The following is a 22,644-nucleotide window of genomic DNA, read 5'->3' as shown; positions in this document are numbered from 1 at the left end:
CAGCTGGAGAACGATCAGCGGCCGATCACCGTGCCGGTACTCCTTGCGCTCACCGAGCGGTTCGATCTGCCCCCGCATTACTTCTCCGCCGATTCCGATGCCCGGTTGGTGGCCGACCTGTCCGATGTCTTCACCGCCACCGCCGCCGAAGAGGCGGTCAGCAGCATTCAGATCGAGGAGCTGGTCGCCCGGATGCCTGAGGTGGGCCGGAGCCTGGTTGCCGTGCACCGGCGGATGCGAGACGCCACCGAGGAACTGGAGGCGTATCGCTCGCACGCGACCACGGAAACGTCGCTACCGCCGGAGCACCCGATGCCGTTCGAGGAAGTCCGCGACTTCTTCTACGACCGCAACAACCACATTGGCGAACTCGACACCGCGGCCGAACAGATTTTCATTGAGAACGGAATGACCTTTGGCGGGCTGGACGTCCAGCTCTCAGCGCTGATGTGCGACCGGTTCGGCGTGAGCGTCGTGATCGACGGCGATCTCGCCGAGCATGCCAAGCGTTCCTACGATCCGGATGCCCGGGTGCTGCGCGTCGCGCAGTGGCTGTTACCGGGGCAGCGTGCCTTCCAGATCGCCACCCAGCTTGCCTTACTGAGCCAATCGGAGCTGCTAACGGCGACGGTGGCCACCGACGACCAGCTCAGCCCCGAATCTCGCGGCGTCGCCCGAATCGGTTTGGCCAACTATTTCGCCGGCGCATTCCTGTTGCCATACCGCGAGTTCCATCGGGCCGCAACCGAATTGCGTTACGACATTGACCTGCTCGCCCGCCGTTTCGAGGTCGGCTTTGAGACGGTGTGCCACCGGCTCTCGACTTTGCAGCGCCCGCAGCTGCGCGGGGTGCCGTTCATCTTCGTACGGACCGACAAGGCCGGCAATATCTCAAAGCGCCAGTCCGCGACCGCCTTTCACTTCAGCCGGGTCGGCGGCAGCTGCCCGCTATGGGTGGTGCACGACGCCTTCGCTCAGCCGGGCCGGATCGTCACTCAGGTCGCCCAGATGCCCGATGGCCGTTCGTATTTCTGGATCGCCAAGACCACCGCGCCCGAAGGGCAAGGTTATCTGGGTCAGCACAAAAGCTTCGCTATCGGTTTGGGCTGCGACCTGGTCCACGCCGACAAACTGGTCTACTCCACCGGAATCGCTCTGGACGACCCGAGCACCGCCGTCCCGATCGGGGCGGGCTGCAAAATCTGCAACCGGCCGTCGTGCCCGCAGCGCGCATTCCCCTACCTCGGCGGCCGCGTCGCCGTCGACGAGAACACCGGCAGCAGCCTGCCCTATTCGCCCGCTTGATCTACAGGTTCAACACCGCGTCTCTTGTGGGCGCGGTGAAGGGTCGATGCGCAGGTGGCGCAGTTTCGCGGCGGCGGCTACTAAGTCCAGCGAGGCTATCTTCCCGCCGACGACGGTGAATCCGAGCACCGAGATGGGTTCCTCGCGGGTGCCGAACAGCAGCCCAGCCGCACCGTTGACGAGAACCGGCGTGGCGAAAGAGATGAACCGAGGGGCGGTGGTCACTACGTGTTGGGCTACCGCTAGTGCGCCGGAGAGTGCAGGCCGCCCGCGCGGACCCAAATCGAAACGCAGGACTACATCGGGGGCAAGCACCGTCAACAGCGCGTCGAAGTCAGCCGAGCGTGCGGCGGCCAGGAAAGCGTCGACCAGCCGCTGCTGCAGCACCACGTCGGTATCGGGTTGGGGAGCGGACTGTACCCGGCGGCGGGCTCGAGTGGCCATTTGGCGGGCCGCCGCCGGAGTGCGATCCATGATTGCGGCGATCTCATCGAATGGCACCGCGAAGACGTCGTGCAAGACGAACGCGAGTCGCTCCGGTGGGCTGAGACTTTCGAGCACGATCAGCAGTGCCAGACCCAGGGTGTCGGTCAGTTCGGCCTGGTGATCGGGTCGCTGTTCGGCCGGCTCCTCGATGAGCGGTTCAGGCAGCCAGCTGCCCACATAGTCGGTGCGGCGGGCGCGGCGCGCGCGCAGCATGTCGATGCATATCCGGCCGAGCACCGCAGTAAGCCAGCCGCGCAGTTCGTTGATGGAATCGGAATCGCTGCGCGCCAGCCGCAGCCAGCACTCCTGCACCGCATCTTCGGCCTCGCTGACCGAACCCAACATGTCGTAAGCCACCGCCCGCAGATGAGAGCGGTGCTCGTCGAACTGGCTGGCTAGCCAGTTGGGGTCCGTCATCTGATTCTCCCATCGCGAGACCTCTTTAACTCAAGGACGAATCGTTTGGCTGGAATGTGACATCCATCCCCAATGGCGCTCGCCCTGTGTCACATCAAGAGTGCGCCGATCGTCCTAGGCGGTGTAGATCCACGGAGGTTGAAATGAAGTTCTTATGCCTGGCATATCTCGACCGCGGCCTTTCGCCGGGACCTGACGTTGCCAGCCGATACGGCGCACTGGCGGACGCGATGATCACCGCCGGCGTGATCGTCGACGCCGGCCAGCTCGCGCCGTCATCGGACTCAAAGATGATACGAATCGCCGACGGCAAGACCGACATCGCTGACGGCCCTGTCGTCGACGCGACCGGCCATCCGAGCGCCTATTTTCTCATCGACTGCGCAAGTCTGGATGATGCTCTGCAGTGGGCCGCGCGCATTCCTGCCGCCACGCGCGGAACTGTCGAGGTTCGGCCTCCCCGCGCTGCGCCGCGCGACACGCCAACTACGGCACGGTCACGTGAATTTCTGCGTCAATCGAACCGGAGATGAAAATGGAACGACTTACTCGCTTCGCACCGTGGATCAGCCGAACCGCGCTCGCTGGCGCCACCCTGATTTTTTCCGTGATCGGCCTGAGGTACATAACGGACCCCGTTCATTACTCCACGGAAATCGGAGTCAGCCTCGGTTCCGCGCTCGCGTCGACGACGACACGCGTTGGCTCAGGTGCAATTCCGCTGGGGCTCGCGATCTTCACTCTGATCTGCTTGTTTTCTACGCGCTGGCTATTTGCCGGTGTGGGTCTCGTGTCGATCGTCATCACAACAGCGATCATTGTGCGCGTTCTCGGCTTGGTCATCGACGGCCCTGCGCCGGAAAGCACCAGACTTTTCATTCCAGAGGGAGTAATGCTCGTCCTCTCGGTGACCGCAATAATGCTGGAGGCAAAGCGCAGGCGGACCATCGCAAGACATTAGCTCGCCATAGACCTGAAGCGATGAATTCGACTCACCGACTGTGGGTTACGTCTCGCCGGCGAATCGCGCGGCGCCTGGAGGATGCGTCGGCAAGCCACGGCTCGTGGATGAGGGCCCGCGGCGCGAGCGACGTCGGTGACCGACCATGGCTCTCGCAGGTTCTCCACAATCCAGTTATGGACCCTCTGCAATTCCAGGTCGTCATGCGTTTCAATGACTTTCGTGTCGGCTTACCCGCCGCTAGCAGTGCGTGCCCGGTCGCGCCCGGCTAATCCGCTGCCTGGCAGAGCCTTTGATCGAACGTCATGTCGGAATGTCACACGCGATGCGCGCCAATCGTCCTAGGAGGTGTAGATCGGCGGCGGTTGAACCCCGCCACAAGTCAGAGAGGACGGGACACCATGTCGGCACCCGCGCAACCACAAGAATCAGTCAACGCGATGTTGGCCCAAGTCAAAGCGGCCAGCGGCGGCCGGCTGTTAGCCCTGCATTCCGATTTGGCGCGCTCGCCCGCCGCGCTCGCCGCGTATCTGGGTCTGCGTCGCGCCGGTGCTGAGTACGGAACACTGGATCCGTTGGTTGGTGCGGCGATCATGCTGACCGTCGGGGCCGTTGACGGCGGCGAATACTCGCAGGCCATCGCCACCCAACTGGCAATCCGCACCGGAATGAGCCCCGAACAGACCGTCGCGATACGTGCCGGTCATGTCGACGAGGCTCGGACAGCGGCGCTGTTGGCGGTGATCCGCGAGGCGGCAGCCAATGCCGGGGTGGTCAGCCAACCTGTTTGGGCGACGGCCATCGCAGCCGGGTGGAGCGACGAGCAGCTCATCGATGCCTTTGTCTACATGGCACTGACGGTGTTCGTGGACTACTTCGTCAACTACGCCGGCACCCAACTTGACGTCCCGCCGGCGCCGCCCATCACCGGCGGGGCCGAAAAATGAGCGCGCTCACCGCGATTCAGCGGCCGACGTGGCTGCCGGCCGAACACTGGCCGTTCCCAACCGCGGCGCTGATGACCCCGGTCGGCCGGATCGCGGTCACCGACATCGGCTCGGGGCCGACATTGTTGTTCGTCCACGTGGGTTCGTGGAGTTTCGTCTGGCGCGACCTGTTGCTCCAACTGAGCCCGCACTATCGCTGCGTTGCCCTCGACGCCCCAGGAAGCGGCCTGAGCGCGCACCCGGATTCGCCGGTGAGCCTACGTGGCGCGGCCCACGCCGTGAGTAGTGTGATCGAAGCGCTCGACCTTCGCGCGATCACGATGATCTTGCACGATGTCGGCGGACCGGTCGGCTTGGCGGCCGCCGCCGAGCACCCCGACCGCATCGCGGGTCTCGTCGCGCTCAACGCAATCGGTTGGCGGCCCAGTGGGATCGCACTGCGAGGGATGCTCGGAGTGGTCGGTAGCCCTCCGGCTCGCGCCCTCGGCGGCCTGTCGGGTTGGTTGGCCAGACTTAGTGCTTCGTCGTTCGGCGCGGGACGGCATTGGACCCGCAGCGATCGACGAGTGTTTCTCGCCGGACTGGACCGACCGGCCCGCCGCAACACCCACCGCTACCTGAATGCACTCCGCCGCGAGAACGACATACTGCGACAGGTAGAAACCGCGCTGTCCGAGAATTTGGCCCCACTTCCGCTGCTCACCGTCTTCGGCTCGCGTAACGACCCCTTCGGGCTGGCAAAGCGATGGAAGCAATTCTTCCCCGCCGCCGAGCAACGCATCGTCCCCGGCGGGAATCACTACCCGATGGGCGATGACCCCGACGCCGTCGTCGAATGGATCCGCCGCTGGCACGCCGAGCACGTCGTGCCTGCCCATGACGTCGGGCCCATTCGCTAAACCGAGAGGAAATGTCATGTCCCACAACGTTGTAAACGGATCTGTCATCCGCGCCGGGCGAACCGCTCGGCGGGTCATCGTGATAGCCGGCGCCGCCGCCGCAAACGTCCTTGCTTGGCTAGCCGGTCGGCACGCCCACGTCGACTACATCGTGCAAACCCCACTGGGCGTACGTGAGATCACACTGTCTCTCGTCATCGCGGCCACGCTAGTCTCGGGGCTGGCCGGGTGGGCGGTCTTCAGCCTGCTAGAGCGGCGCACCAGAAGCACCGGCCGCGCGTGGATCGCATTGGCTGCATTGGTGCTCGCGTTGTCGATCCTGCCGATCTTCGTGCTGCGCGCGCACATAGACACGAAACTCGCGCTGACCGCACTGCACTGCATCGCCGCGGCCATCCTGATTGCCGGGCTGCCTCAAACACGTCGACGGACAACAGCTTGCCAATAGTTCGGTCGGCGCGGCGCCGATGCGGCCGACCAACAACGGCGCTTACCGCCGTAGCGAATTCGCCCTTATCGACATAGCAGGCTGCACGCGTTTTCCCGAGGACCGATGAGCCGGGTTTAGAGGCCGAGTCCGGTCAGCAAGACGTCGATCTGGTTCTCGAGCTGCGCGCGGTTGTTCAGGACGCGCGCCACCCTGAACAGGCCTTGTAGGAAGGTGATTACGATTTGGGCGGCGGTCTCGGCTTCGAAGTCGGTGGGCAACTCGCCGGCGTGCGCGGCTTCTTGCAAGCGTCCGGTGAGGGCCGTTTGGAGGGTTTGGACCTCGTTTAGGACGTAGCTGCGCAGATCCTCGACGGCCAGGACGTCGGTCGACAGGCTTGCGGCCATCAGGCAAATACTCGGAATAGCGGGATCATCCAGGTCATCGAGCACGGCGGTGAAGTAGGCTCGCACGCCTTCTGCTATCGACGATTCGGCGAGCAACGCCTCCCAGCGCCGACGAGTGATTGTGTCGTTGTAGTGCCGCAGGCATTGCAGATACAGGTTTTTCTTGCTCTTGACGCTGTTGTAAAAAGAGCCTTCGCCGATCTGCATCGCCTCAAGCAGATCGCGCAACGAGGTGTCGGTGTAGCCGGTGGCCCAGAACAGGCGGGTGGCCCTTTCGATGGCCTCGTCGTAGTCGAACGCGCGTCGTCGTCCCACGCTCCCAGCCTGGCACGTTGTATCGATCACTACAAAATATTGCGTTCTCAGCATCCGCTTGATAGTGTAGCGACTGCTACAAAATACCGCTCTAGAGAGGTGCCGCTGCCGTGTTCAAGCCCACCATTCTTGTCACTGCCGCATCGGGGAAAACCGGCACGGCCACCGCGCTGCAGCTGCTGGCTCGCGGATATCCGGTGCGCGCGATGGTGCACCGCGAGGACGCCCGCAGCGAACGCCTGCGAACGGCGGGAGCCCAGATCATCGTCGGTTCACTGGAAGACATCGAGGATCTGCGGGCCAGCCTGTCCGGTGCCCACCGCGCCTACTTCTGCCCGCCACTGCTGGCCGGCACGCTGCGCCGCGCGACCTTGTTCGCCGCGGCGGCACAAGAGGCCCGGCTGGAAGTGATTGTCGCACTGAGCCAGTGGGTGGCCGATCCGCTGCACCCCGCGTTGCACGCCCGCGAAAAGTGGCTGTCGAACCACGTCTTGCACACCGCTGGCGTCGATGTCGTCACCGTCGCGCCTGGCTGGTTTGCCGACAATTATATGGCGGTGTTGGAAGCCGTCGCCCAGTTCGGCCTCATGGCGATGCCGCTTGGCGACGGACTCAACGCCCCACCGTCAAACGAAGACATCGCCCGCGTAATCGTCGGCGCCCTAACTGATCCCGGTCCGCATATCGGCAACAGCTACCGGCCCACTGGCCCCCGGCTGCTGACACCCGACGACATCGCCGCGACCTTCGCCAGCGTCCTCGGACGCCGGGTCAGCTACAAGAACGTGTCGCTCACCACGTTTCTAAAGGCCGCCGCGGCGCTCCGATACCCGGACTACGTCATCACCCAGCTCTACTGGTTCCTGCAGGACTACCAGCGCAACGCCTTCGGCCGCGGAGCCCCTACCCAGGCGGTGCTGGAAGTGGGCGGATCCCCACCGGAGGACTTCGAGCAGACGGTCCGCCGGTACGTGAACCACTCCGCGGTCACCAAGAGGACGATCACTGCGAAACTCCGTGCGGCACAGCACTTGATGCGCGCCGCGGCCACCCGCGCTCCAGAAATCGACAACACGTCGACCATCACCCACGCCACCCTGGCCGTCGACTCACCAACCTGGCTGCAGTCCCATGACCCCTCTGACCGGCACATGGCACCTGATGAGCTGAGTCAGGCCCCGAACTGATTTGTCCCAACGAATAGTTCAGCGACACCGCTCAGCATGAGCCGAAAATCGGATGCCGGGACTGCACCGTGCCGGGGCCGCTATTGAAATAGGCGGTCTGGTCACACGGTCCGATCCGACGACCTGACCGTGCGCGCGACGGGTGATCGTGGCCGTTCCGCTCGCCATCGCCGGCCAGATCGACTACCAGCCGACGCTGCCGCTCGATCGGATGTTTCTCAACCAGCGGATGCCCAGCGGCGCGATCGTCAAGATCTCGGTCGTCTACGACGAGCCGTTCTGGCGGGCCGACGGCCTGTCCGGTCAGACCGCCTCGCCCGGATCGATGGCCAGCCTGACCATTGATGCCTGCACCGACACCGGCACCCCGGGCGGGATGATCAGCCACGCACCCACCGGCGTGCTGACCGAGTTCGGCTGCGCCCTGCGTGAGCCGTGCGGCCGCATCCATTGGGCTTGGACAGAAAGCTCGGCCGTCATGTGCAGATGGGTCGACGGCGCCATCCGCTCTGGGGAACGCGCCGCCGAAGAAATGCTGGCACGCGAAACGACAGCGGCTACTGAGCCTGTTTGACCGGCGGCCGGTAGAAGATCAGCAGCTGGCCGGCGGCGCCGCCCAGGCCCAGCAGCAGCGAGATCAGCAGGCCGTGCCAGCCGTTGCGCCAGTTGTGCCCGAAGATCAGCCAGTCCAGGCTGTACTGGCCGGGGCCAACTGTGGCCACCGCGACCGCGCTGAGGGCCAGCACCAGGTTGTATTCCCAGCCCTCCTTGACGATGAAGAAGCCGTTGGGCCGATGCACCGTCCACGCCGCCACGAACATCAGCGCGACGAAGCCTGCGGCCGGAATCGGCGTGAGCAGGCCAGCAGCCAACCCCAGACCTGCGCTCATCTCGGTGCTGGCCGCGACCACGGCCTGGAACGTCCCGTGCTTCATGCCGATGCTTTCGAACCAGCGCGCGGTCCCGGGTATCCGCCCGCCGCCGAAGAACTTGTTGTAGCCATGAGCTGCAAGGGTCAACCCCAGCACCAGCCGCAGGATCAGCAACCCGACATCATAGGCAGTCATAGACGCCAACCTAGATCATCGGGTCGGCACGGATGGGCCGAGGTATCCTGCCACCCGCAAATGACCACAAAGGAGCCGCACATCAAGATCGCGCTGGGCCTACCCGGATGGCGACGCGAGCTACTGGCGGCGGAGGGCACCGTCGGGTTCGCCCAATAACTTTCGTCAAAGCGCAGCGTCCAGCCTGGCGAGATAGTCGTCGATGTCAGCGAGCGCGGATTCGGCCGCGTGCACGCTGATCGCCACGGTGTCGCCGATACCGTGCACGCCGTGCGTGAGGCCCATTACCGGTGAGAGCGCCGGATAGCCGGCAGTCAGCAGCACCGGTGCAGCGCCGAAGCGCAGATCGCCGGGGCCCCGGTAAACGCTTGACACCACGGTGTTGCCGGACACCTGGGATGGCCGAGCGTCGGGATCGAAGTGGCTGACACCCCAGCGCAGCAGCGGCGCCGGCACCGCGGCGAACGCCCGGTCTGCCGCGCGCACCGCAGGGTGCTGCGAACGGCGGCGGGCGTCGGCCAAGTCCGTCGCGATCCGCTCCACTCGGGCCTGCCGACTCAGGCCCGGATACAGCCCGACGGTGACGTTGGAGAAATAGTTATAGGCTTGTGGCACACCGGATTTAGCCATCGGGACCTCGGCAGCCAGCGAAGCGGCCGCATCGCCCAAATGGCCGGACAGTGCGCTGGACACCGCGGCCAACGCCGCGACGGTGACGGTGGGGCCACCCAGCTGCGCGCGCTGCCGCACCAGTGTGCGCACGGCGCGCACGCCAACGGGCCGGGCGTTGGTGGACAGTGCAGGCCGCACTCCGGCCGGAGGACGCAGCAGCCCGGCACGGGTGTCACGCACCAGCTTGCGATGAGCGCGAACGGCATTGACGGCGCGCCAGGGCAAGAACCCCCGCGAAGCCACCACATCGGGCACCGGCGTCGCGCGGCCGAACAGCCAGGCGGCCAGCGCCGAGCCACGGGCACCATCGGCGAACGCGTGCGCGACCTGCATGACCGCGACAGTCCCCGGGGCGGCGCCGCCCGGTAGCTCGCGCACTGGCGCGAACAGGTGCAAGCGCCATGGCGCCTGGCGGATGTCCAGCTGGTCGTCGGCGAGCCGGACAACGGCATCCAGGCAGCCACGCCAGCTGTCGTCATCGAGTTGGTGGTGGATCACCCGTCCGGGCTCGAGGGTCGTCGGCACCCAGCTCGGATAGGTCCACGGCGAACCATCGTCGACACGGACTGTCAGGGCTCGGCAAGCTTGCGCCCGACTGCGGACATCGTCGACCGCGTGCTCGAAATCCGTTGGCTCGCCGTCGAATGCGTAGAGCAGAAAATCGTCGCTGGGGACCTTGGCCGACATCCAGTAGAACTGCGCGTCGACCGCTGTCATGCGGGCCGACATGACCATCACCTCCCCGCCGATTTACCTGCTACGTAAGACCACAGTTGTCCACAGTTGGACTTTTGGCCAGAGACCGGCTGGTGAGCTGCCGGGGCTAGCGCTCGGGAAAAGCCAGCTGACCGGGAGTTATCTCTGCAGCAGCGCTTTTAGGCGCATTTCCCTGCCGCACACGCGAACAATGACGCGTCGTCCACGAACCCGAGCTACCCCTCGATTATGCTCGGGGTCGCGGCCGAACTGGTCCGGCAGGTGGTGCCCCTGGCGTCGCGCGCGCCGCATTTCGCAGTTGTCAGACCGCGCCCCAGGGAGTCCGCCGTAGTAGTCCTAACGGCGAATTGTTCTGCAGGCGCTACAAACCCACACAGCGACGTCGAAGCACTATGCCCCTATCGTGTAGGTCCGTGCCATTCACTTCCGTTTTACTTAACACCTGAGAAATTACCTTGCCGGGCGCACCACAGCCAGCTGAGTCCGGAACTCCGGATGTACCATCTATCACGTTTTGAACTGCGCGGTCCCGCGGCCTCTCCCTCCGTCGGGACCGCGCAGAGTCTTCGTGCGCTCGCCGTCGCTACCGTGCCCACACTCCGGCGGCCCGGTGATCGGCAGCCGCGAGATCCTCGGTTCCGTCACGCACCGCGTTTCCGAGGGCGACCAGGATTTCGTTGAGCGCAGTGGCCGCCTGATGCCACTTAAGTTGCTCGAACCCGTAGGCGGCGGCGGCTTCCCGGATCCACAGTTCCCGCAGCGGCGCAACGTGCGACTGCAAATCCTGCAACGCGGCGTTGAAGCGGGCGGCAGTGGTGTGGATCTCCTGGCGAACCGAGCATTCGATCTCGTCGAAGTTGTACGACAACCGCGGGTCCATGGGTGATCGCCTCACAAATTCCCGCCAGCGGTGCCGATATGGTGCGCGTGTGTGTCGGCCGCCTCGCGCAGTGCGGCTTCGTTATAGCGAATGGTTTCCGCGATGCTGTGCAAGGCATGGTGGAGTTTCGTCGACTCCGCGTTCCACCGCTGCACCACGTCCTTGAAACGCGCTGCCGCGGCGCCACCCCATACCGACGGCGGCACACTGCTCATACGGCTAATGAATGCCTGCAGCGTCGTTCGGATCTCTTCATTGCGGGTTTCGATCGCCCCTGCAACCGAGCGCATCAGATCAAAATCGGTGCTGAGCGTATTGCCACCTGCGGGTGTGCTCACATGTTCCCCTTTGCCCGACGGCCGCGGACCTCACCGCGCCAACGACCTGTAGGACTCCCGGGGGTCTGTTCCGGTTCCCGCTGACTAACGTGGCTACCGGCGCCGCAATGGCAGGCAAGGAAGGCAGGGCAGGCGAATGTCGGTCACCATCGACCCGCGCCGCCACGATGCGGTGCTGTTCGACCTGGGTGACATGGCCACCGACGAATCGCTGGCAAAGCAACTGCACGACGCCGGCGTCATCACCGACGACCGCCGCCAACCCCTTCTCGAGACGGCGATCCGACTGTCGGTGCGGCCGGGCCGGTGCGCCGTCGTCACGGCGACCGGGAACGGTGTTGCCGCCGCCCGGGCCGACGGATTCGCGCTCGTCATCGGGATCGACGCGACCGGACGCGGCGATGAACTGATCAGCCGCGGGCCCGACGCGGTGATCTCAGATCTGCGTGACATCAGCGTGCGCACCGGGGACCGCCGGATGTCCGAGCTGCCCGACGGGCTGCAGGCGCTCGATGTCATCACCGGTCGGCATCCTGCGGTGTTCTTCGACTTCGACGGCACGCTCTCCGATATCGTCGAGAACCCCGACGCTGCTCAGCTGGTCGCGGGTGCGGCCGATGCGCTCAAAGCGCTGACCGCACAATGCCCCGTCGCGATACTGAGCGGCCGCGACCTCGCCGACGTGCGCCAGCGCATCGGCCTGCCCGGCATCTGGTATGCGGGCAGTCATGGTTTCGAGTTGACCGGACCCGACGGCGCACACCACGAAAACGCCGAGGCGGCGGCAAGTATCCCGGTGCTCGCGGCGGCGGCCGCTGAGCTGGCCGACCAGCTCGGTCACATCTCGGGTGTCTTGGTGGAGCACAAGCGATTTGGTGTTGCCGTGCACTACCGCAACGCCGCCCGTGACAGAGTCGGCGAGGTGGCAGCGGCGGTACGAAGCGCCGGGCAGCGCACTGCCCTTCGCGTCACCACGGGTCGCGAAGTCATCGAGCTACGTCCAGATGTCGACTGGGACAAGGGCAAGACACTGCGCTGGGTGCTTGACCATATCCGCGATGACGAGCATCCCGGCCCGTTATTACCGATCTACCTCGGCGACGACATCACCGACGAGGATGCGTTCGACGCAGTCCACGACGACGGTATCGCAATCGTGGTGCGGCACAACGACGACGGCGATCGTGCGACCTCCGCCAACTACGCGTTGAAAAATCCCTCTCAGGCACGTGAATTCACCGAGCGGCTGGCGCGTCAGCTCGCTCGCTGATTACAAGATCGCTTGGGTTTGAAGCACTTTGGCGGCCAGCTTCCCGTCGTCGCCGCGGACCTCCGTTTCGAGCACGATGACGCGCTTACCGACGTGCAGCGGGCGGCTCTGCGCCTTGACTGTGCCACCGCGAGTAGCAGCGATGAAATTGGTTTTCGATTCGATGGTCGCGGTTCCTCCCGCCCCCTCACGGAGATTGAGGAACGCACATACCCCGCCCGCCGAGTCCGCCAAGGCCATGACGATCCCGCCGTGCAGCACGTCGTTGCCGGTGCAAAGGTTCGGCGCCCAATCCAGACTTAGCACCACCTCGTCGGGCCGGAAGGTGTCCGCGGTGATGCCCAGGGTCGCGCACAGCGGGACCTGCGCGTGGATCAAAGTGGTCGCGGCGGTGTCGGTCATGAGCTCACCCTCCAATTGCGTGCAGCGCCTCAGCGGTTTCGGCATCGGCGGGGTAGAACGACTCGATCGCCACTTCGGCGACCGTGACATCCAGCGGCGCGCCGACGACGGCGGTCATGCTGAAGAATGCCAATTCGTGGTCGCCACGCCGCAGGCGCAGCGGCACCGCGACGTCGGTGAGCGCGGGGCGCTCGGTCACGCCGCCGGGGTAGGCCGCCAGCTCCGCGTGCAACTCCGCCAGCCGTGGGTCGCGGGTGGTGTGTGCCTGGCGGCGCAAGCGTTCAAGGATATGCGCCCGCCACTCAGGCAGATTCGCGATCCGAGGTGCCATGCCGTCCGGATGCAGCGACACCCGCAATGCGTTCACCGGCGGCATGAGCAGTGCGGGGTCGCATCCTTCAGTGAGCACCGCGACGGCGGCGTTGCCGTCGAGCATCTCCCACCACCGGTTGACCACCAGCGCGGGATACGGCTCGTGTCCGGTCAGGATCTGATGCAGCGCCGCCCGCAGCCGCGTCAGTTCCGGCTCGTCGAGCGAGTGTTCGGGATAGGCGGGCGCGTAACCGCCGGCCAGCAGCAGCGCGTTGCGCTCGCGCAGTGGCACGTCGAGTTGCTCGCTGAGCCGCAGGATCATTCCGGAAGTCGGGCGCGACCGGCCGGTCTCCACGAAGCTGAGGTGCCGAGCCGAGATCTCGGCCTGAATCGACAAGTCGAGCTGGCTGATTCGACGCCGCTCGCGCCACTCGCGCAGCAACTGGCCGACTGGCGGTGTTGCCGCGGCCCGCTGGGCCAGGGTCGTCACCGTCATGATGCTAGCCACGCCGGCTCACGAGCACGATTACCCGTGGGGTAATGGACAGCTGTTGCTGCAGCCGATGATCGAGGCGATCTGGGAACGGGCGGCATCCAAAGGCGAGAAGCGGTCCCGCCGGGTCATCGGTGTGGCCGACTCAAAGGAGACTGACGTCGCCGACGTCGCGGCGGCTAAACCTCAGCGCTAACCCTCCGTGTATTCGACCGCGCCGTCCTCGAGCACCAGCCGCGCGGCCCCATCTCCGGCGCCTTCGGCGCCCGAGGCCTCCGTGCGGAATACCGCCTTGCCGGGCTCGGTGCGCCAGATCAAGGTGGTCAGCGTCTCCCCGGGAAAGACCGGCTTGGTGAACCGCGCGTCGATCGAGGTGATGGCACTGGCATCGCCGTTGCCGAGCTCGGCGACCAAAGCTCGGCCGGAGAACCCGTAGGTGCACAGCCCGTGCATGATCGGCTTGGGGAAGCCGGCCAGTTCTTTGGCGAACCACGGGTCGCTGTGCAGCGGATTACGGTCGCCGGAGAGTCGGTAGATCAGCGGCTGATCCTCCCTGGTAGGCAAGGCGACTCGGGCGTCGGGCTCGCGGTCGGGGATTTCCGGCGCGACGGGCCGCTGGCCCGGCTCTCCCCCGAAGCCGCCCTCGCCGCGGATCACCAGGGTCGTGAGGGTCTCGGCGACCAGTGTTCCGGTGTCGGGATCGGTGCCGCGGCCGCGCAACATGATGATCGCGTTCTTGCCCTCGCCCTTGTCCTGGATGTCGGCCACCTCGGTGACCACCGACAGCTTGCCCGCGGCCGGCAGCGGCGCGTGCAGCCGGATGCCCTGCGAACCGTGTAAAAGCATGGCCCAGTTGAACGATCCGATCTTGCCCGCCGCAGCGAACGCCGGGCAGCAGATCACCGCGTAGGTCGGTAGCACCTGCTGGGTGATGCCGTGGCTGTTCTCCGTGGTGAAGGACAAATCCTCGGTTCCAGCACCGACACCGAGCGCGTACAGGATGGTGTCCCGGTCGGTCCATTCGAACAGCATCGGGTCGGTTGTTGCGCCGACCGCCTTCGGGTCGATCGCCATGCGGTTCTCCTCTCGATCAGATTCATACGGCCAACCATGGCGAACCTATGCAAACCCACCACACCGAAGCCGTCGACAAGGCAGGCTATCGCCATGCGCAACCGCACCGTGCTCTGGAAGGCTTTGGCCGCGCTTGTCGTGACGATGATGATCGGCGCCTGCTCGGGATCCCCGCACGTGCGCAGCATCACCCTGACCTTCATCCGGCATGCCGAGTCGCAGGCCAACGCCGACAATGTCATCAACACCGATATTCCCGGTCCGAGCCTTACCGAGGAAGGCAAGGCGCAAGCCGAGCAGCTGGCCCACCAGCTCTCCCACAACAACTTCGACGGCATCTACGTCTCCGACATGGCTCGTACCCAGCAGACCGCTGCGCCGCTGGCCCACGCGCTGGGCAAGCCGGTCGAAGTCCTGCCCGGTCTGCGGGAAATCGACGCCGGCTGGTACAACGACACCTCGACCAAGAGGGCCGACCTGACCTATCTGCTCGCACCGGCGGATTGGCTCAACGGCGACCGCAAGGACGCCATCCCAGGCTCGATCAGCGGCAATGAATTCAACGATCAGTTCACTGCCGCCGTCCAGAAGATCTACGACAGCGGTAACACCAAACCCGTTGCGTTCTCGCACGGCGGGGCCATCATGTACTGGACCTTGATGAACGTCAAAAATCCCAAGGACAGCCTGGCGACCAGCCATCAGCTGCCGAACCTGGGCCGCGTCGTCATCACCGGCAGCCCGTCAATGGGATGGACATTGGTGGACTGGGACGGCATCCGCGACTTCAGCTACTGACTCCCGAAGAACCCGCAACGGTACGGTACTGGACAGTACTGTCCTGCGGTTCTATCGTGAGCGCTGTGACCGAGATTGTCGATCGGGCCGCGGAGCCGTCACCGTGGTCGCCGCGGGAAACCGAGCTGCTAGCGGTGACGTTGCAGCTCCTGCAAGAACACGGGTATGACCGGTTGACGGTGGACGCGGTGGCGGCCACCGCCCGCGCCAGCAAGGCCACCGTGTACCGGCGCTGGCCGTCGAAAGCCGAGTTGGTGTTGGCCGCGTTCATCGAGGGCATCCGCCAGGTCGCCGTCCCACCCGACACCGGCACCCTGCGGAACGATTTGCTGCGCGTGGGAGAGCTGATCTGCCAGCAGGGTCAGCAGCACGCCGGCACCATTCGCGCCGTGCTCGTCGAAGTGTCGCGCAACCCCGCACTCAACGACGTGATGCAGCACCAGTTCATCGAGCAGCGGAAGGCCTTGATCAACCACATCCTCCGGCAGGCCGTCGACCGCGGTGAGATCGACCGAGCCGCCATCGATGACGAACTCTGGGATCTGCTGCCCCACTATCTGATCTTCCGGTCCATCTTTCCCGGCCGGCCGCCGACCCGGCAGACCGTGCAAGCTCTCGTCGACGAGGTCATCATCCCAAGCCTGACTCGACCCATCGGGTGAGGACTCACCGACCAGGCGCCTGGTGCGCCGGACCCGGAGCCTTGATAGTGTCCGGTCCCGTACCGTACTGTTACATCCATCGCGGAAACGGTCCCGTTACCGCTTATCGAGAGGCTAACGGGTGAAACGGTTTTCACTCATGCGCTTTGTCAGGCGCGGGTGGATGGTGCTGGTCGCGGTAGCAGTGGTCGCCATCGCCGGGTTCGGCGTCTACCGGCTGCACGGCATATTCGGCTCACACAACACCACGTCGCCCGGCAGTGGCATCTCGAACGACATCGTCCCGTTCAACCCCAAGCACGTGGTCTACGAGGTCTTCGGTAACCCCGGGGCAGTGGCAACCATCAACTACCAAGACATCCATTCTGCGCCGCAGCGAGTCGACAACGCCGCCCTGCCGTGGAAGTACGAGATCACGACGACAGATCCCGCGGTCATCGCCAACCTGACGGCGCAAGGCAACGGAAGCACCCTGGGCTGCCGCATCATCATCGACGGCGAGGTCAAAGACGAAAGGGTCGTCAATGCAGTAAGCGCCTACACCTTCTGCCTGGACAAGTCCGGATGAGCGACCGCCACGGCCGGCGGCCCTTCGTCGCGCACACTATCCGCCGGGTCGCGCTGCCGATCTTGTTGTTTTGGCTGGCGCTTGCTGCGATCCCGAATATTTTCGTGCCGCAATTAGAGGAGGTCGGAAAAGAACATAACGTGGGGCTGAGCTCCCCCGACGCGCCGTCGTATCAGGCGTTCAAACACATCGGCAAAGTTTTCCACGAGTTCGATACCGACAGTTCGGCCATGATCGTCCTGGAAGGCGATAAGCCGCTCGGCGCCGACGCCCACCGGTTTTACGACACGTTGATCCACAAACTCGAGCAGGACAAGAAGCACGTCCAGCACATTCAGGATTTCTGGGGGGATCCGCTGACGGCGGCGGGCTCGCAGAGCAACGATGGCAAGGCCGCGTATGTCCAGCTGTTTCTTGCCGGTAGTCAAGGCGAGGCAAAAGCCAACGAGTCGGTTGACGCGGTCCGCGACACCGTTGACCATATGCAGCCGCCAAAGGGCGTCAAGGCTTATCTCACCGGTGCGGCGCCGCTGATCGCCGATCAGTTCTCAGAGGGCAGCAAAGGCACCGCGAAAGTCACCACGATAACCATCCTGGTGATCGCGCTGATGTTGCTTTTCGTCTACCGCGCTGTACTCACGACGATCCTCGTGCTACTCACCGTTCTTGTTGAGATGGCCGCGGCGCGGGGATTTGTCGCCTTTCTTGCCTACAACAACATAATCGGGCTGTCGACGTATTCGACCAATCTGCTCACGCTGCTGGTCATCGCCGCCGGCACGGATTATGCGATATTTTTCGTCGGCCGTTACCAAGAAGCGCGCGCAGCCGAGGAAGACCGGGAAACGGCCTTCCATACCATGTACCGCGGCACCGCTCACGTCGTCCTGGGCTCGGGCCTAACCGTCGCCAGCGCGGTGTATTGCCTCAGTTTCACCCGGCTGCCGTATTTTCAGAGTTTGGGTCCGCCCGCTGCGATCGGGATCCTAGTTGCGCTGGTGGCCTCGCTCACCCTGGGTCCGGCCGTGCTCACCGTCGCGAGTTTCTTCGGTCTCCTCGACCCCAAGCGTGTGTTGCAGACTCGCGGCTGGCGTCGGATCGGCACCGCAATCGTCCGCTGGCCCGCGCCCATTCTTGCGGTGACGATCGCGGTCGCCCTCATCGGTCTGCTCGCCCTACCGGGATATAAGACGAGTTACGACACTCGCCCCTACCTGCCGGCGAGTGCCCCGGCCAATGTCGGCTACACGGCCGCGGAGCGGCACTTTTCGCGTGCCCGCCTGGAGCCCGAATTACTAATGATCGAAACCGATCATGATATGCGAAACCCGGCTGACATGCTCATCTTGGAACGGGTGGCCAAGGCGGTATTTCACGTACCGGGCATCGCGCAAGTGCAGGCCATTACCAGGCCCTTAGGCACCCCGCTGGACCACAGCTCGATACCGTTTCAGCTCAGCCAGCAAAGCGTCGGCCAGGTGATGAACCTGAAATATCAGAAAGACCGCGCGGCCGACTTGCTGCGGCAGGCCGGGGAGCTGAGGAAAACGATCAATATTTTGCAGCAGCAATATGCCCTGCAGCAGCAGAGTGCCGCCGCTACACACGAGCAAACGCAGAGCTTTCACGACACGATCGGCGTGATCAATGACCTGCGCGATAAGCTGGCGAATTTCCTGGACTTCTTTCGGCCGATTCAAAGTTATTTCTACTGGGAAAAGCACTGCTACGATATCCCAGCCTGTTTTGCGTTTAGGAGCGCCTTTGAATCGGCCGACAGTGTCGACAAGCTTAGCGACCAGTTTCAAAGCATCACCGCGAGTTTGGATAAATTGGATGCGCTGCAGCCGCAACTGGTGGCGCTGCTACCGCCCCAGATCGCCAGCCAGCTGACGAACCTGCAACTCACCCTGAACAATTACGCCACCAATTCCGGCATCAACAACCAGTCGGCGTTTGCCAACGACAACCCGGCCGCGATGGGACAAGCGTTCGACAAAGCCAAAAATGACGATTCCTTCTACTTGCCGCCGGAGGTGTTCAACAACGCGGAGTTCAAGCGCGGCCTGAAATTGTTCCTCTCACCCGACGGCAAGGCCGCGCAGATGATCATCTCCCACGAAGGTGATCCGGCGACCCCCCAGGGCATCTCGCATGTCGACCCGATCAAGCAGGCAGCGCACGAGGCTGTGAAGGGCACCCCCTTGGCGGACGCCCACTTCTACCTTGCCGGCACCGCGTCGACCTACAAAGACATCCAAGACGGCGCCAAGTACGACCTGATGATCGTCGCAATCGCCGCGCTGAGCCTGATATTGCTGATCATGATGATCATCACCCGAAGCTTGGTCGCCGCGATCGTCATTGTGGGCACGGTGGCGCTGTCGTTGGGCGCCTCCTTTGGGCTCTCGGTTCTGGTCTGGCAGGACATTCTGGGTATCCAGCTGTACTGGATCGTGCTGGCGCTGGCCGTCATCTTGCTGTTGGCGGTCGGATCCGACTACAACCTGCTGCTGATATCCCGCTTCAAAGAGGAAACCGGCGCCGGCTTGAAGACTGGCATCATCCGCGCGATGGCCGGCTCCGGCGCGGTGGTGACTGCGGCCGGTCTGGTGTTCGCGGCGACCATGGCCTCGTTCATCTTCAGCGCTTTGGTGATTCTCGGTCAGGTCGGGACAACCATCGCGCTGGGTCTGTTGTTCGACACGCTGATCGTGCGCTCGTTCATGACGCCGTCCATCGCCACCCTCCTGGGGCGCTGGTTCTGGTGGCCGCGACGAGTGCGCCCGCGCCCGGCCAGTCAAATGCTGCGCCCCTACGGACCACGTCCCGCGGTTCGCCAACTACTGCTATGGGAAGACGGCGACGAAGCGGTGACCTCCGAACTACCGGCACGCACTTAACCTCAACCATGACGTCGCGAACCGGATGCTGGTTGACAGCAGTCGCGGCGCCAATGGCCGCGCCTGCGCGTGCCGACGTCTATACCGATTTCGCTAATCAGCTTCACGGCTAAGGGATCTACGGGGCGCGTGACGACAACGCGTGGCTGGCCCAGATCGCCTGCGGACACCTCACTCAAGTCCTACCGATGTTGCTGCTGGCTCGAGAATCACTGGCCAGGACCGTGGGTGACCACACACCGGATGTCTTCGGCTAAGTCAAAGAAACTTTTTGCAGCCGCCCTTTCAACCGTGCGACCCTGAGTAGCTGAATGGCTAGGTTTGTGGCCCCCAACATAGGGAGCACCCCAATAAATGTTCGCACGGAGGGGGTGGCTCCATGTAACTGTTCGAGACACCCAACTATATAAAAGCATCCCATCGTGAAGATGGTAGCGGGTATCGAGTACGCGAGTAATGATCGAGAATCAGAAATAATTTGCGTCGCATAATCTACCTCACGCCGCGACATTGATTCGTGTTTGCGCAATTTATGCAAAACCGCTTTATGAGCCCCAACTACTTCCCCTAAAGAAGCCGGTGTTCGATCCTCAAGCCGTCTGACGAACACAAATGCACAACCGCCGAACACTAATCCCAGCACAGCAGCAAGTATCGTCAGATCACCATACAGACTGAAATCCACCATTCCGCTCCCTTGCTCCGCGGTCGAACGTTGCCTCACGCCTGAAATGCTAGAGAGTCGTCGCGGTCTGCTATCGCGAATCTCTCAAAACGGTACCTCAACGACGTTGGTTGGGTCTATCTGGATTCTCGGTTCGATATGCAACCGGTTATGCGTACCCCCGCTATCTGCCGTTCGATCTTGGCGTGTTCGCCCGATGATTCGCCGATCGCGTCACACTGCGTTGACGTGCGACCGCGCCAAGGGCCACCATGGCTTGCATGCGCTATGTCGTTACCGGCGGTACCGGGTTTATCGGACGCCGAGTTGTTTCACGTCTGCTGGGCGAACAGCCGGACGCCGAGGTCTGGGTGATGGTTCGTCGCCCGTCGCTGGGCCGGTTCGAACGCCTGGCCGAGCTGTGGGGTGAACGAGCAAAACCTCTGGTCTGTGACCTGGCCGAACCCGACCTCGGGTTGACCGACGAGGCGATCGCCGAGCTGGGCGACGTCGAGCACGTGGTGCACTGCGCGGCGATCTACGACATCACCGCCCCCGAAGCCGATCAGCGCATCGCCAACGTCGAGGGCACCCGCGCCGTTATCGAACTCGCCCGCCGGCTCGACGCGACGCTGCATCACGTGTCGTCGATCGCGGTGGCCGGAGAATTCCGCGGTGAGTACACCGAGTCTGACTTCGACGTCGGTCAGCAGCTGCCGACGCCGTATCACCAGACGAAGTTCGAGGCCGAGCTGCTGGTGCGCGAGGCGACCGGCCTGCGTCATCGGATCTACCGTCCGGCGGTGGTGGTCGGCGATTCGCGCACCGGTGAGATGGACAAGATCGACGGACCGTATTACTTCTTTGGCGTGCTGGCCAAGCTGGCGGTGTTGCCGCGGTTCACCCCGATCATGCTGCCCGACACCGGCCGCACCAACATCGTCCCGGTCGACTACGTCGTCGACGCACTGGTTGCCCTCATGCATGCGGACGGTCGCGACAGCCAGACGTTCCATCTGACAGCACCGAAAACCATTGGCCTGCACGGCATTTACCGCGGGATCGCCGACGCGGCCGGGCTGCCGCCGCTACGCGGATCGCTGCCCCGGTCGTTTGCTGCACCCGTGACGAAGGTGCGCGGGCGAGCCAAGGTGTGGCGCAACATGGCGGCCACCCAACTGGGCATTCCAGCTGAAGTTCTCGACGTCGTCGATCTGGCGCCCACCTTCATCTCCGACAACACGCGAAACGCGTTGCAAGGCACCGGCATCGACGTTCCCGAGTTCGCCAGCTACGCGCCCAAGCTGTGGCGATACTGGGCCGAGCATTTGGACCCAGACCGGGCCCGCCGCAACGATCCGGCCGGAGCGCTGGTGGGACGCCACGTCATCATCACCGGCGCGTCCAGCGGCATCGGACGGGCCGCGGCGATCGCCGTCGCCGAACGCGGCGCAACAGTGTTCGCGCTGGCACGTAACGGTGAGGCGCTCGACGACCTGGTCGCCGACATCCGCGCCAACGGCGGCCAGGCTTACGCCTTCACCTGCGATGTCACCGATTCCGCATCGGTGGAGCACACGGTCAAGGACATCCTGGGCCGCTTCGACCACGTCGATTACCTGGTGAACAACGCCGGCCGCTCGATCCGTCGGTCGGTGGTCAACCAGACCGACCGACTGCACGACTACGAGCGGGTGATGGCGGTCAACTACTTCGGCGCGGTGCGTATGGTGCTGGCGCTGCTGCCGCACTGGCGTGAGCGCCGGTTCGGACACGTCGTCAACGTCTCCAGCGCCGGCGTGCAGGCACACAGCCCCAAGTACAGTTCGTATCTGCCCACCAAAGCTGCACTCGACGCGTTCTCCGAAGTGGTGGCCACCGAAACGCTTTCGGACCACATCACGTTCACCAACATCCACATGCCGTTGGTGGCCACACCGATGATCAAGCCGTCCCGGCGGCTCAACCCGGTTCCGCCGATCAGCGCCGAGCACGCCGCGGCGATGGTGGTACGCGGGCTGATCGACAAGCCGGCCCGCATCGACACCCCGGTGGGCACCCTTGCGGAAGCCGGAAACTACTTCACCCCTAAGCTGTCGCGACGGATCTTGCACCAGCTCTACCTCGGGTATCCCGATTCGGCCGCGGCACGCGGGGAGTCTGCGAAACCCGTTGTGGAACAACAGTCGTCGCGTCGGCCGAAGCGCCCTGCCCGTGCCGCCGTTGCCCGCATGCCAGTTCCAAGACCGGTCAAGCGGGCCGTGCGGCTGTTGCCCGGAGTGCACTGGTAGTCCCTCCCGGTATCGTTGCCGCAGTGACCGCCACAACAGTTTTCGCCGACGTCGACACCGGTGTAGACGATGCTATTGCGCTGGTTTACCTGCTGGCCAGCCCGGAGGCCGAGCTGGTCGGCATCGCCTCGACCGGCGGAAACGTTGGGGTGGATCAAGTCTGCGAGAACAACCTCGGCCTG

The 22,644-nt window shown here is 64.2% G+C and carries 24 protein-coding genes and 1 pseudogene; 16 read left to right on the top strand and 9 right to left on the bottom strand.

All coding sequences use genetic code 11. The features are described 5' to 3' along the window. The coding region (locus VEI45_RS25770) for a helix-turn-helix domain-containing protein (RefSeq protein WP_324857565.1) at positions 1-1,305 on the top strand (1,305 nt) is incomplete at its 5' end. A 9-nt stretch (positions 1,306-1,314) separates the two neighbouring features. On the opposite strand, the gene VEI45_RS25765 is transcribed toward VEI45_RS25770, so the two are convergent. Continuing rightward, positions 1,315-2,208, bottom strand: a complete 894-nt coding sequence (locus tag VEI45_RS25765; RefSeq protein ID WP_324857562.1) for a sigma-70 family RNA polymerase sigma factor — start codon at positions 2,206-2,208, stop codon at positions 1,315-1,317. A gap of 143 nt (positions 2,209-2,351) precedes the next feature. Here VEI45_RS25765 and VEI45_RS25760 point away from each other — a divergent pair, with 143 nt between their 5' ends. The 5 genes from VEI45_RS25760 to VEI45_RS25740 all read left to right on the top strand — a co-directional run bounded on the left by VEI45_RS25760 (position 2,352) and on the right by VEI45_RS25740 (position 5,463). Continuing rightward, on the top strand, positions 2,352-2,741 hold the full coding sequence (locus VEI45_RS25760) for a YciI family protein (protein ID WP_324857560.1): 390 nt from the start codon (positions 2,352-2,354) through the stop codon (positions 2,739-2,741). Continuing rightward, entirely contained in the window at positions 2,738-3,169 is a 432-nt protein-coding gene (locus VEI45_RS25755) for a hypothetical protein (RefSeq protein WP_324857559.1), read from the top strand. Before VEI45_RS25760 ends, VEI45_RS25755 begins: the two co-directional genes overlap by 4 nt. A 401-nt stretch (positions 3,170-3,570) precedes the next feature. Continuing rightward, entirely contained in the window at positions 3,571-4,116 is a 546-nt protein-coding gene (locus tag VEI45_RS25750; protein WP_324857557.1) for a hypothetical protein, read from the top strand. After that, the gene (locus tag VEI45_RS25745; protein ID WP_324857555.1) at positions 4,113-5,015 is read left to right on the top strand and encodes an alpha/beta fold hydrolase; all 903 of its coding nucleotides are present in this window, start codon (positions 4,113-4,115) and stop codon (positions 5,013-5,015) included. The genes VEI45_RS25750 and VEI45_RS25745 overlap by 4 nt, the downstream gene beginning before the upstream one ends. A gap of 16 nt (positions 5,016-5,031) precedes the next feature. Beyond that, the gene (locus VEI45_RS25740) at positions 5,032-5,463 is read left to right on the top strand and encodes a DUF6069 family protein (RefSeq protein ID WP_324857554.1); all 432 of its coding nucleotides are present in this window, start codon (positions 5,032-5,034) and stop codon (positions 5,461-5,463) included. 116 nt (positions 5,464-5,579) lie between these two features. Here the strand turns inward: VEI45_RS25740 and VEI45_RS25735 are convergent, their stop codons facing one another. Further along, on the bottom strand, positions 5,580-6,164 hold the full coding sequence (locus tag VEI45_RS25735; protein WP_324857552.1) for a TetR/AcrR family transcriptional regulator: 585 nt from the start codon (positions 6,162-6,164) through the stop codon (positions 5,580-5,582). A gap of 110 nt (positions 6,165-6,274) precedes the next feature. Between VEI45_RS25735 and VEI45_RS25730 the strand changes: the two genes are divergently transcribed. Then, on the top strand, positions 6,275-7,351 hold the full coding sequence (locus tag VEI45_RS25730; RefSeq protein WP_324857550.1) for an NmrA family NAD(P)-binding protein: 1,077 nt from the start codon (positions 6,275-6,277) through the stop codon (positions 7,349-7,351). Positions 7,352-7,450: 99 nt separating this feature from the next. Further along, positions 7,451-7,925, top strand: a pseudogene (locus VEI45_RS25725) (flavin monoamine oxidase family protein); the annotation flags it as partial. On the opposite strand, the gene VEI45_RS25720 reads toward VEI45_RS25725, so the two are convergent. From VEI45_RS25720 to VEI45_RS25705, 4 genes are all read right to left on the bottom strand, one after another. Further along, positions 7,909-8,418: a DoxX family protein gene (locus tag VEI45_RS25720; RefSeq protein ID WP_324857548.1), complete on the bottom strand. Its 510-nt coding sequence runs from the start codon at positions 8,416-8,418 to the stop codon at positions 7,909-7,911. The pseudogene VEI45_RS25725 and the gene VEI45_RS25720 sit on opposite strands and share 17 nt — an antisense overlap. 165 nt (positions 8,419-8,583) lie before the next feature. Beyond that, the gene (locus VEI45_RS25715) at positions 8,584-9,819 is read right to left on the bottom strand and encodes a DUF1298 domain-containing protein (protein ID WP_414687592.1); all 1,236 of its coding nucleotides are present in this window, start codon (positions 9,817-9,819) and stop codon (positions 8,584-8,586) included. 571 nt (positions 9,820-10,390) lie between these two features. Next, on the bottom strand, positions 10,391-10,687 hold the full coding sequence (locus VEI45_RS25710; protein WP_324857544.1) for a WXG100 family type VII secretion target: 297 nt from the start codon (positions 10,685-10,687) through the stop codon (positions 10,391-10,393). 11 nt (positions 10,688-10,698) lie between these two features. Continuing rightward, positions 10,699-11,025: a WXG100 family type VII secretion target gene (locus tag VEI45_RS25705; RefSeq protein ID WP_324857542.1), complete on the bottom strand. Its 327-nt coding sequence runs from the start codon at positions 11,023-11,025 to the stop codon at positions 10,699-10,701. A 136-nt stretch (positions 11,026-11,161) separates the two neighbouring features. Between VEI45_RS25705 and otsB the strand changes: the two genes are divergently transcribed. Then, positions 11,162-12,295, top strand: a complete 1,134-nt coding sequence (gene otsB, locus VEI45_RS25700; RefSeq protein ID WP_324857540.1) for a trehalose-phosphatase — start codon at positions 11,162-11,164, stop codon at positions 12,293-12,295. Here the strand turns inward: otsB and VEI45_RS25695 are convergent, their stop codons facing one another. Continuing rightward, complete coding sequence (locus VEI45_RS25695; protein ID WP_324857538.1) at positions 12,296-12,697, bottom strand: PaaI family thioesterase; 402 nt, start codon at positions 12,695-12,697, stop codon at positions 12,296-12,298. A gap of 4 nt (positions 12,698-12,701) precedes the next feature. Next, a complete protein-coding gene (locus tag VEI45_RS25690) occupies positions 12,702-13,505 on the bottom strand; it encodes a helix-turn-helix domain-containing protein (protein WP_414687591.1) in 804 nt (267 codons plus the stop codon). Between VEI45_RS25690 and VEI45_RS25685 the strand changes: the two genes are divergently transcribed. Then, complete coding sequence (locus tag VEI45_RS25685) at positions 13,504-13,698, top strand: hypothetical protein (protein WP_324857534.1); 195 nt, start codon at positions 13,504-13,506, stop codon at positions 13,696-13,698. The genes VEI45_RS25690 and VEI45_RS25685 overlap by 2 nt on opposite strands. Here the strand turns inward: VEI45_RS25685 and VEI45_RS25680 are convergent. Continuing rightward, positions 13,695-14,576, bottom strand: a complete 882-nt coding sequence (locus tag VEI45_RS25680; protein WP_324857532.1) for a MaoC/PaaZ C-terminal domain-containing protein — start codon at positions 14,574-14,576, stop codon at positions 13,695-13,697. The two genes, VEI45_RS25685 and VEI45_RS25680, sit on opposite strands and share 4 nt — an antisense overlap. Before the next feature lie 93 nt (positions 14,577-14,669). On the opposite strand from VEI45_RS25680, the gene VEI45_RS25675 reads away from it, so the two are divergent. The 6 genes from VEI45_RS25675 to VEI45_RS25650 form a co-directional block, all read left to right on the top strand. Continuing rightward, on the top strand, positions 14,670-15,374 hold the full coding sequence (locus VEI45_RS25675) for a histidine phosphatase family protein (protein WP_324857531.1): 705 nt from the start codon (positions 14,670-14,672) through the stop codon (positions 15,372-15,374). 53 nt (positions 15,375-15,427) lie between these two features. Next, positions 15,428-16,036 carry a TetR/AcrR family transcriptional regulator gene (locus tag VEI45_RS25670; RefSeq protein WP_324857569.1) on the top strand — a complete coding sequence of 203 codons (609 nt, stop codon included), beginning with the start codon at positions 15,428-15,430 and terminating at the stop codon, positions 16,034-16,036. 139 nt (positions 16,037-16,175) lie between these two features. Then, the gene (locus VEI45_RS25665) at positions 16,176-16,604 is read left to right on the top strand and encodes an MmpS family transport accessory protein (RefSeq protein WP_324857529.1); all 429 of its coding nucleotides are present in this window, start codon (positions 16,176-16,178) and stop codon (positions 16,602-16,604) included. After that, positions 16,601-19,507: an MMPL family transporter gene (locus VEI45_RS25660; RefSeq protein ID WP_324857527.1), complete on the top strand. Its 2,907-nt coding sequence runs from the start codon at positions 16,601-16,603 to the stop codon at positions 19,505-19,507. Before VEI45_RS25665 ends, VEI45_RS25660 begins: the two co-directional genes overlap by 4 nt. 945 nt (positions 19,508-20,452) lie before the next feature. Then, positions 20,453-22,462, top strand: a complete 2,010-nt coding sequence (locus VEI45_RS25655) for an SDR family oxidoreductase (RefSeq protein ID WP_324857525.1) — start codon at positions 20,453-20,455, stop codon at positions 22,460-22,462. A 23-nt stretch (positions 22,463-22,485) separates the two neighbouring features. After that, on the top strand, positions 22,486-22,644 hold a 159-nt coding region (locus tag VEI45_RS25650), incomplete at its 3' end, for a nucleoside hydrolase (protein ID WP_414687593.1).

This window comes from Mycobacterium sp., from assembly GCF_035623875.1.
Lineage (GTDB): Bacteria > Actinomycetota > Actinomycetes > Mycobacteriales > Mycobacteriaceae > Mycobacterium.
The sequence above is the reverse complement of the archived record's forward strand: the minus strand, read 5'-3'. Positions and strand labels throughout refer to the sequence as shown.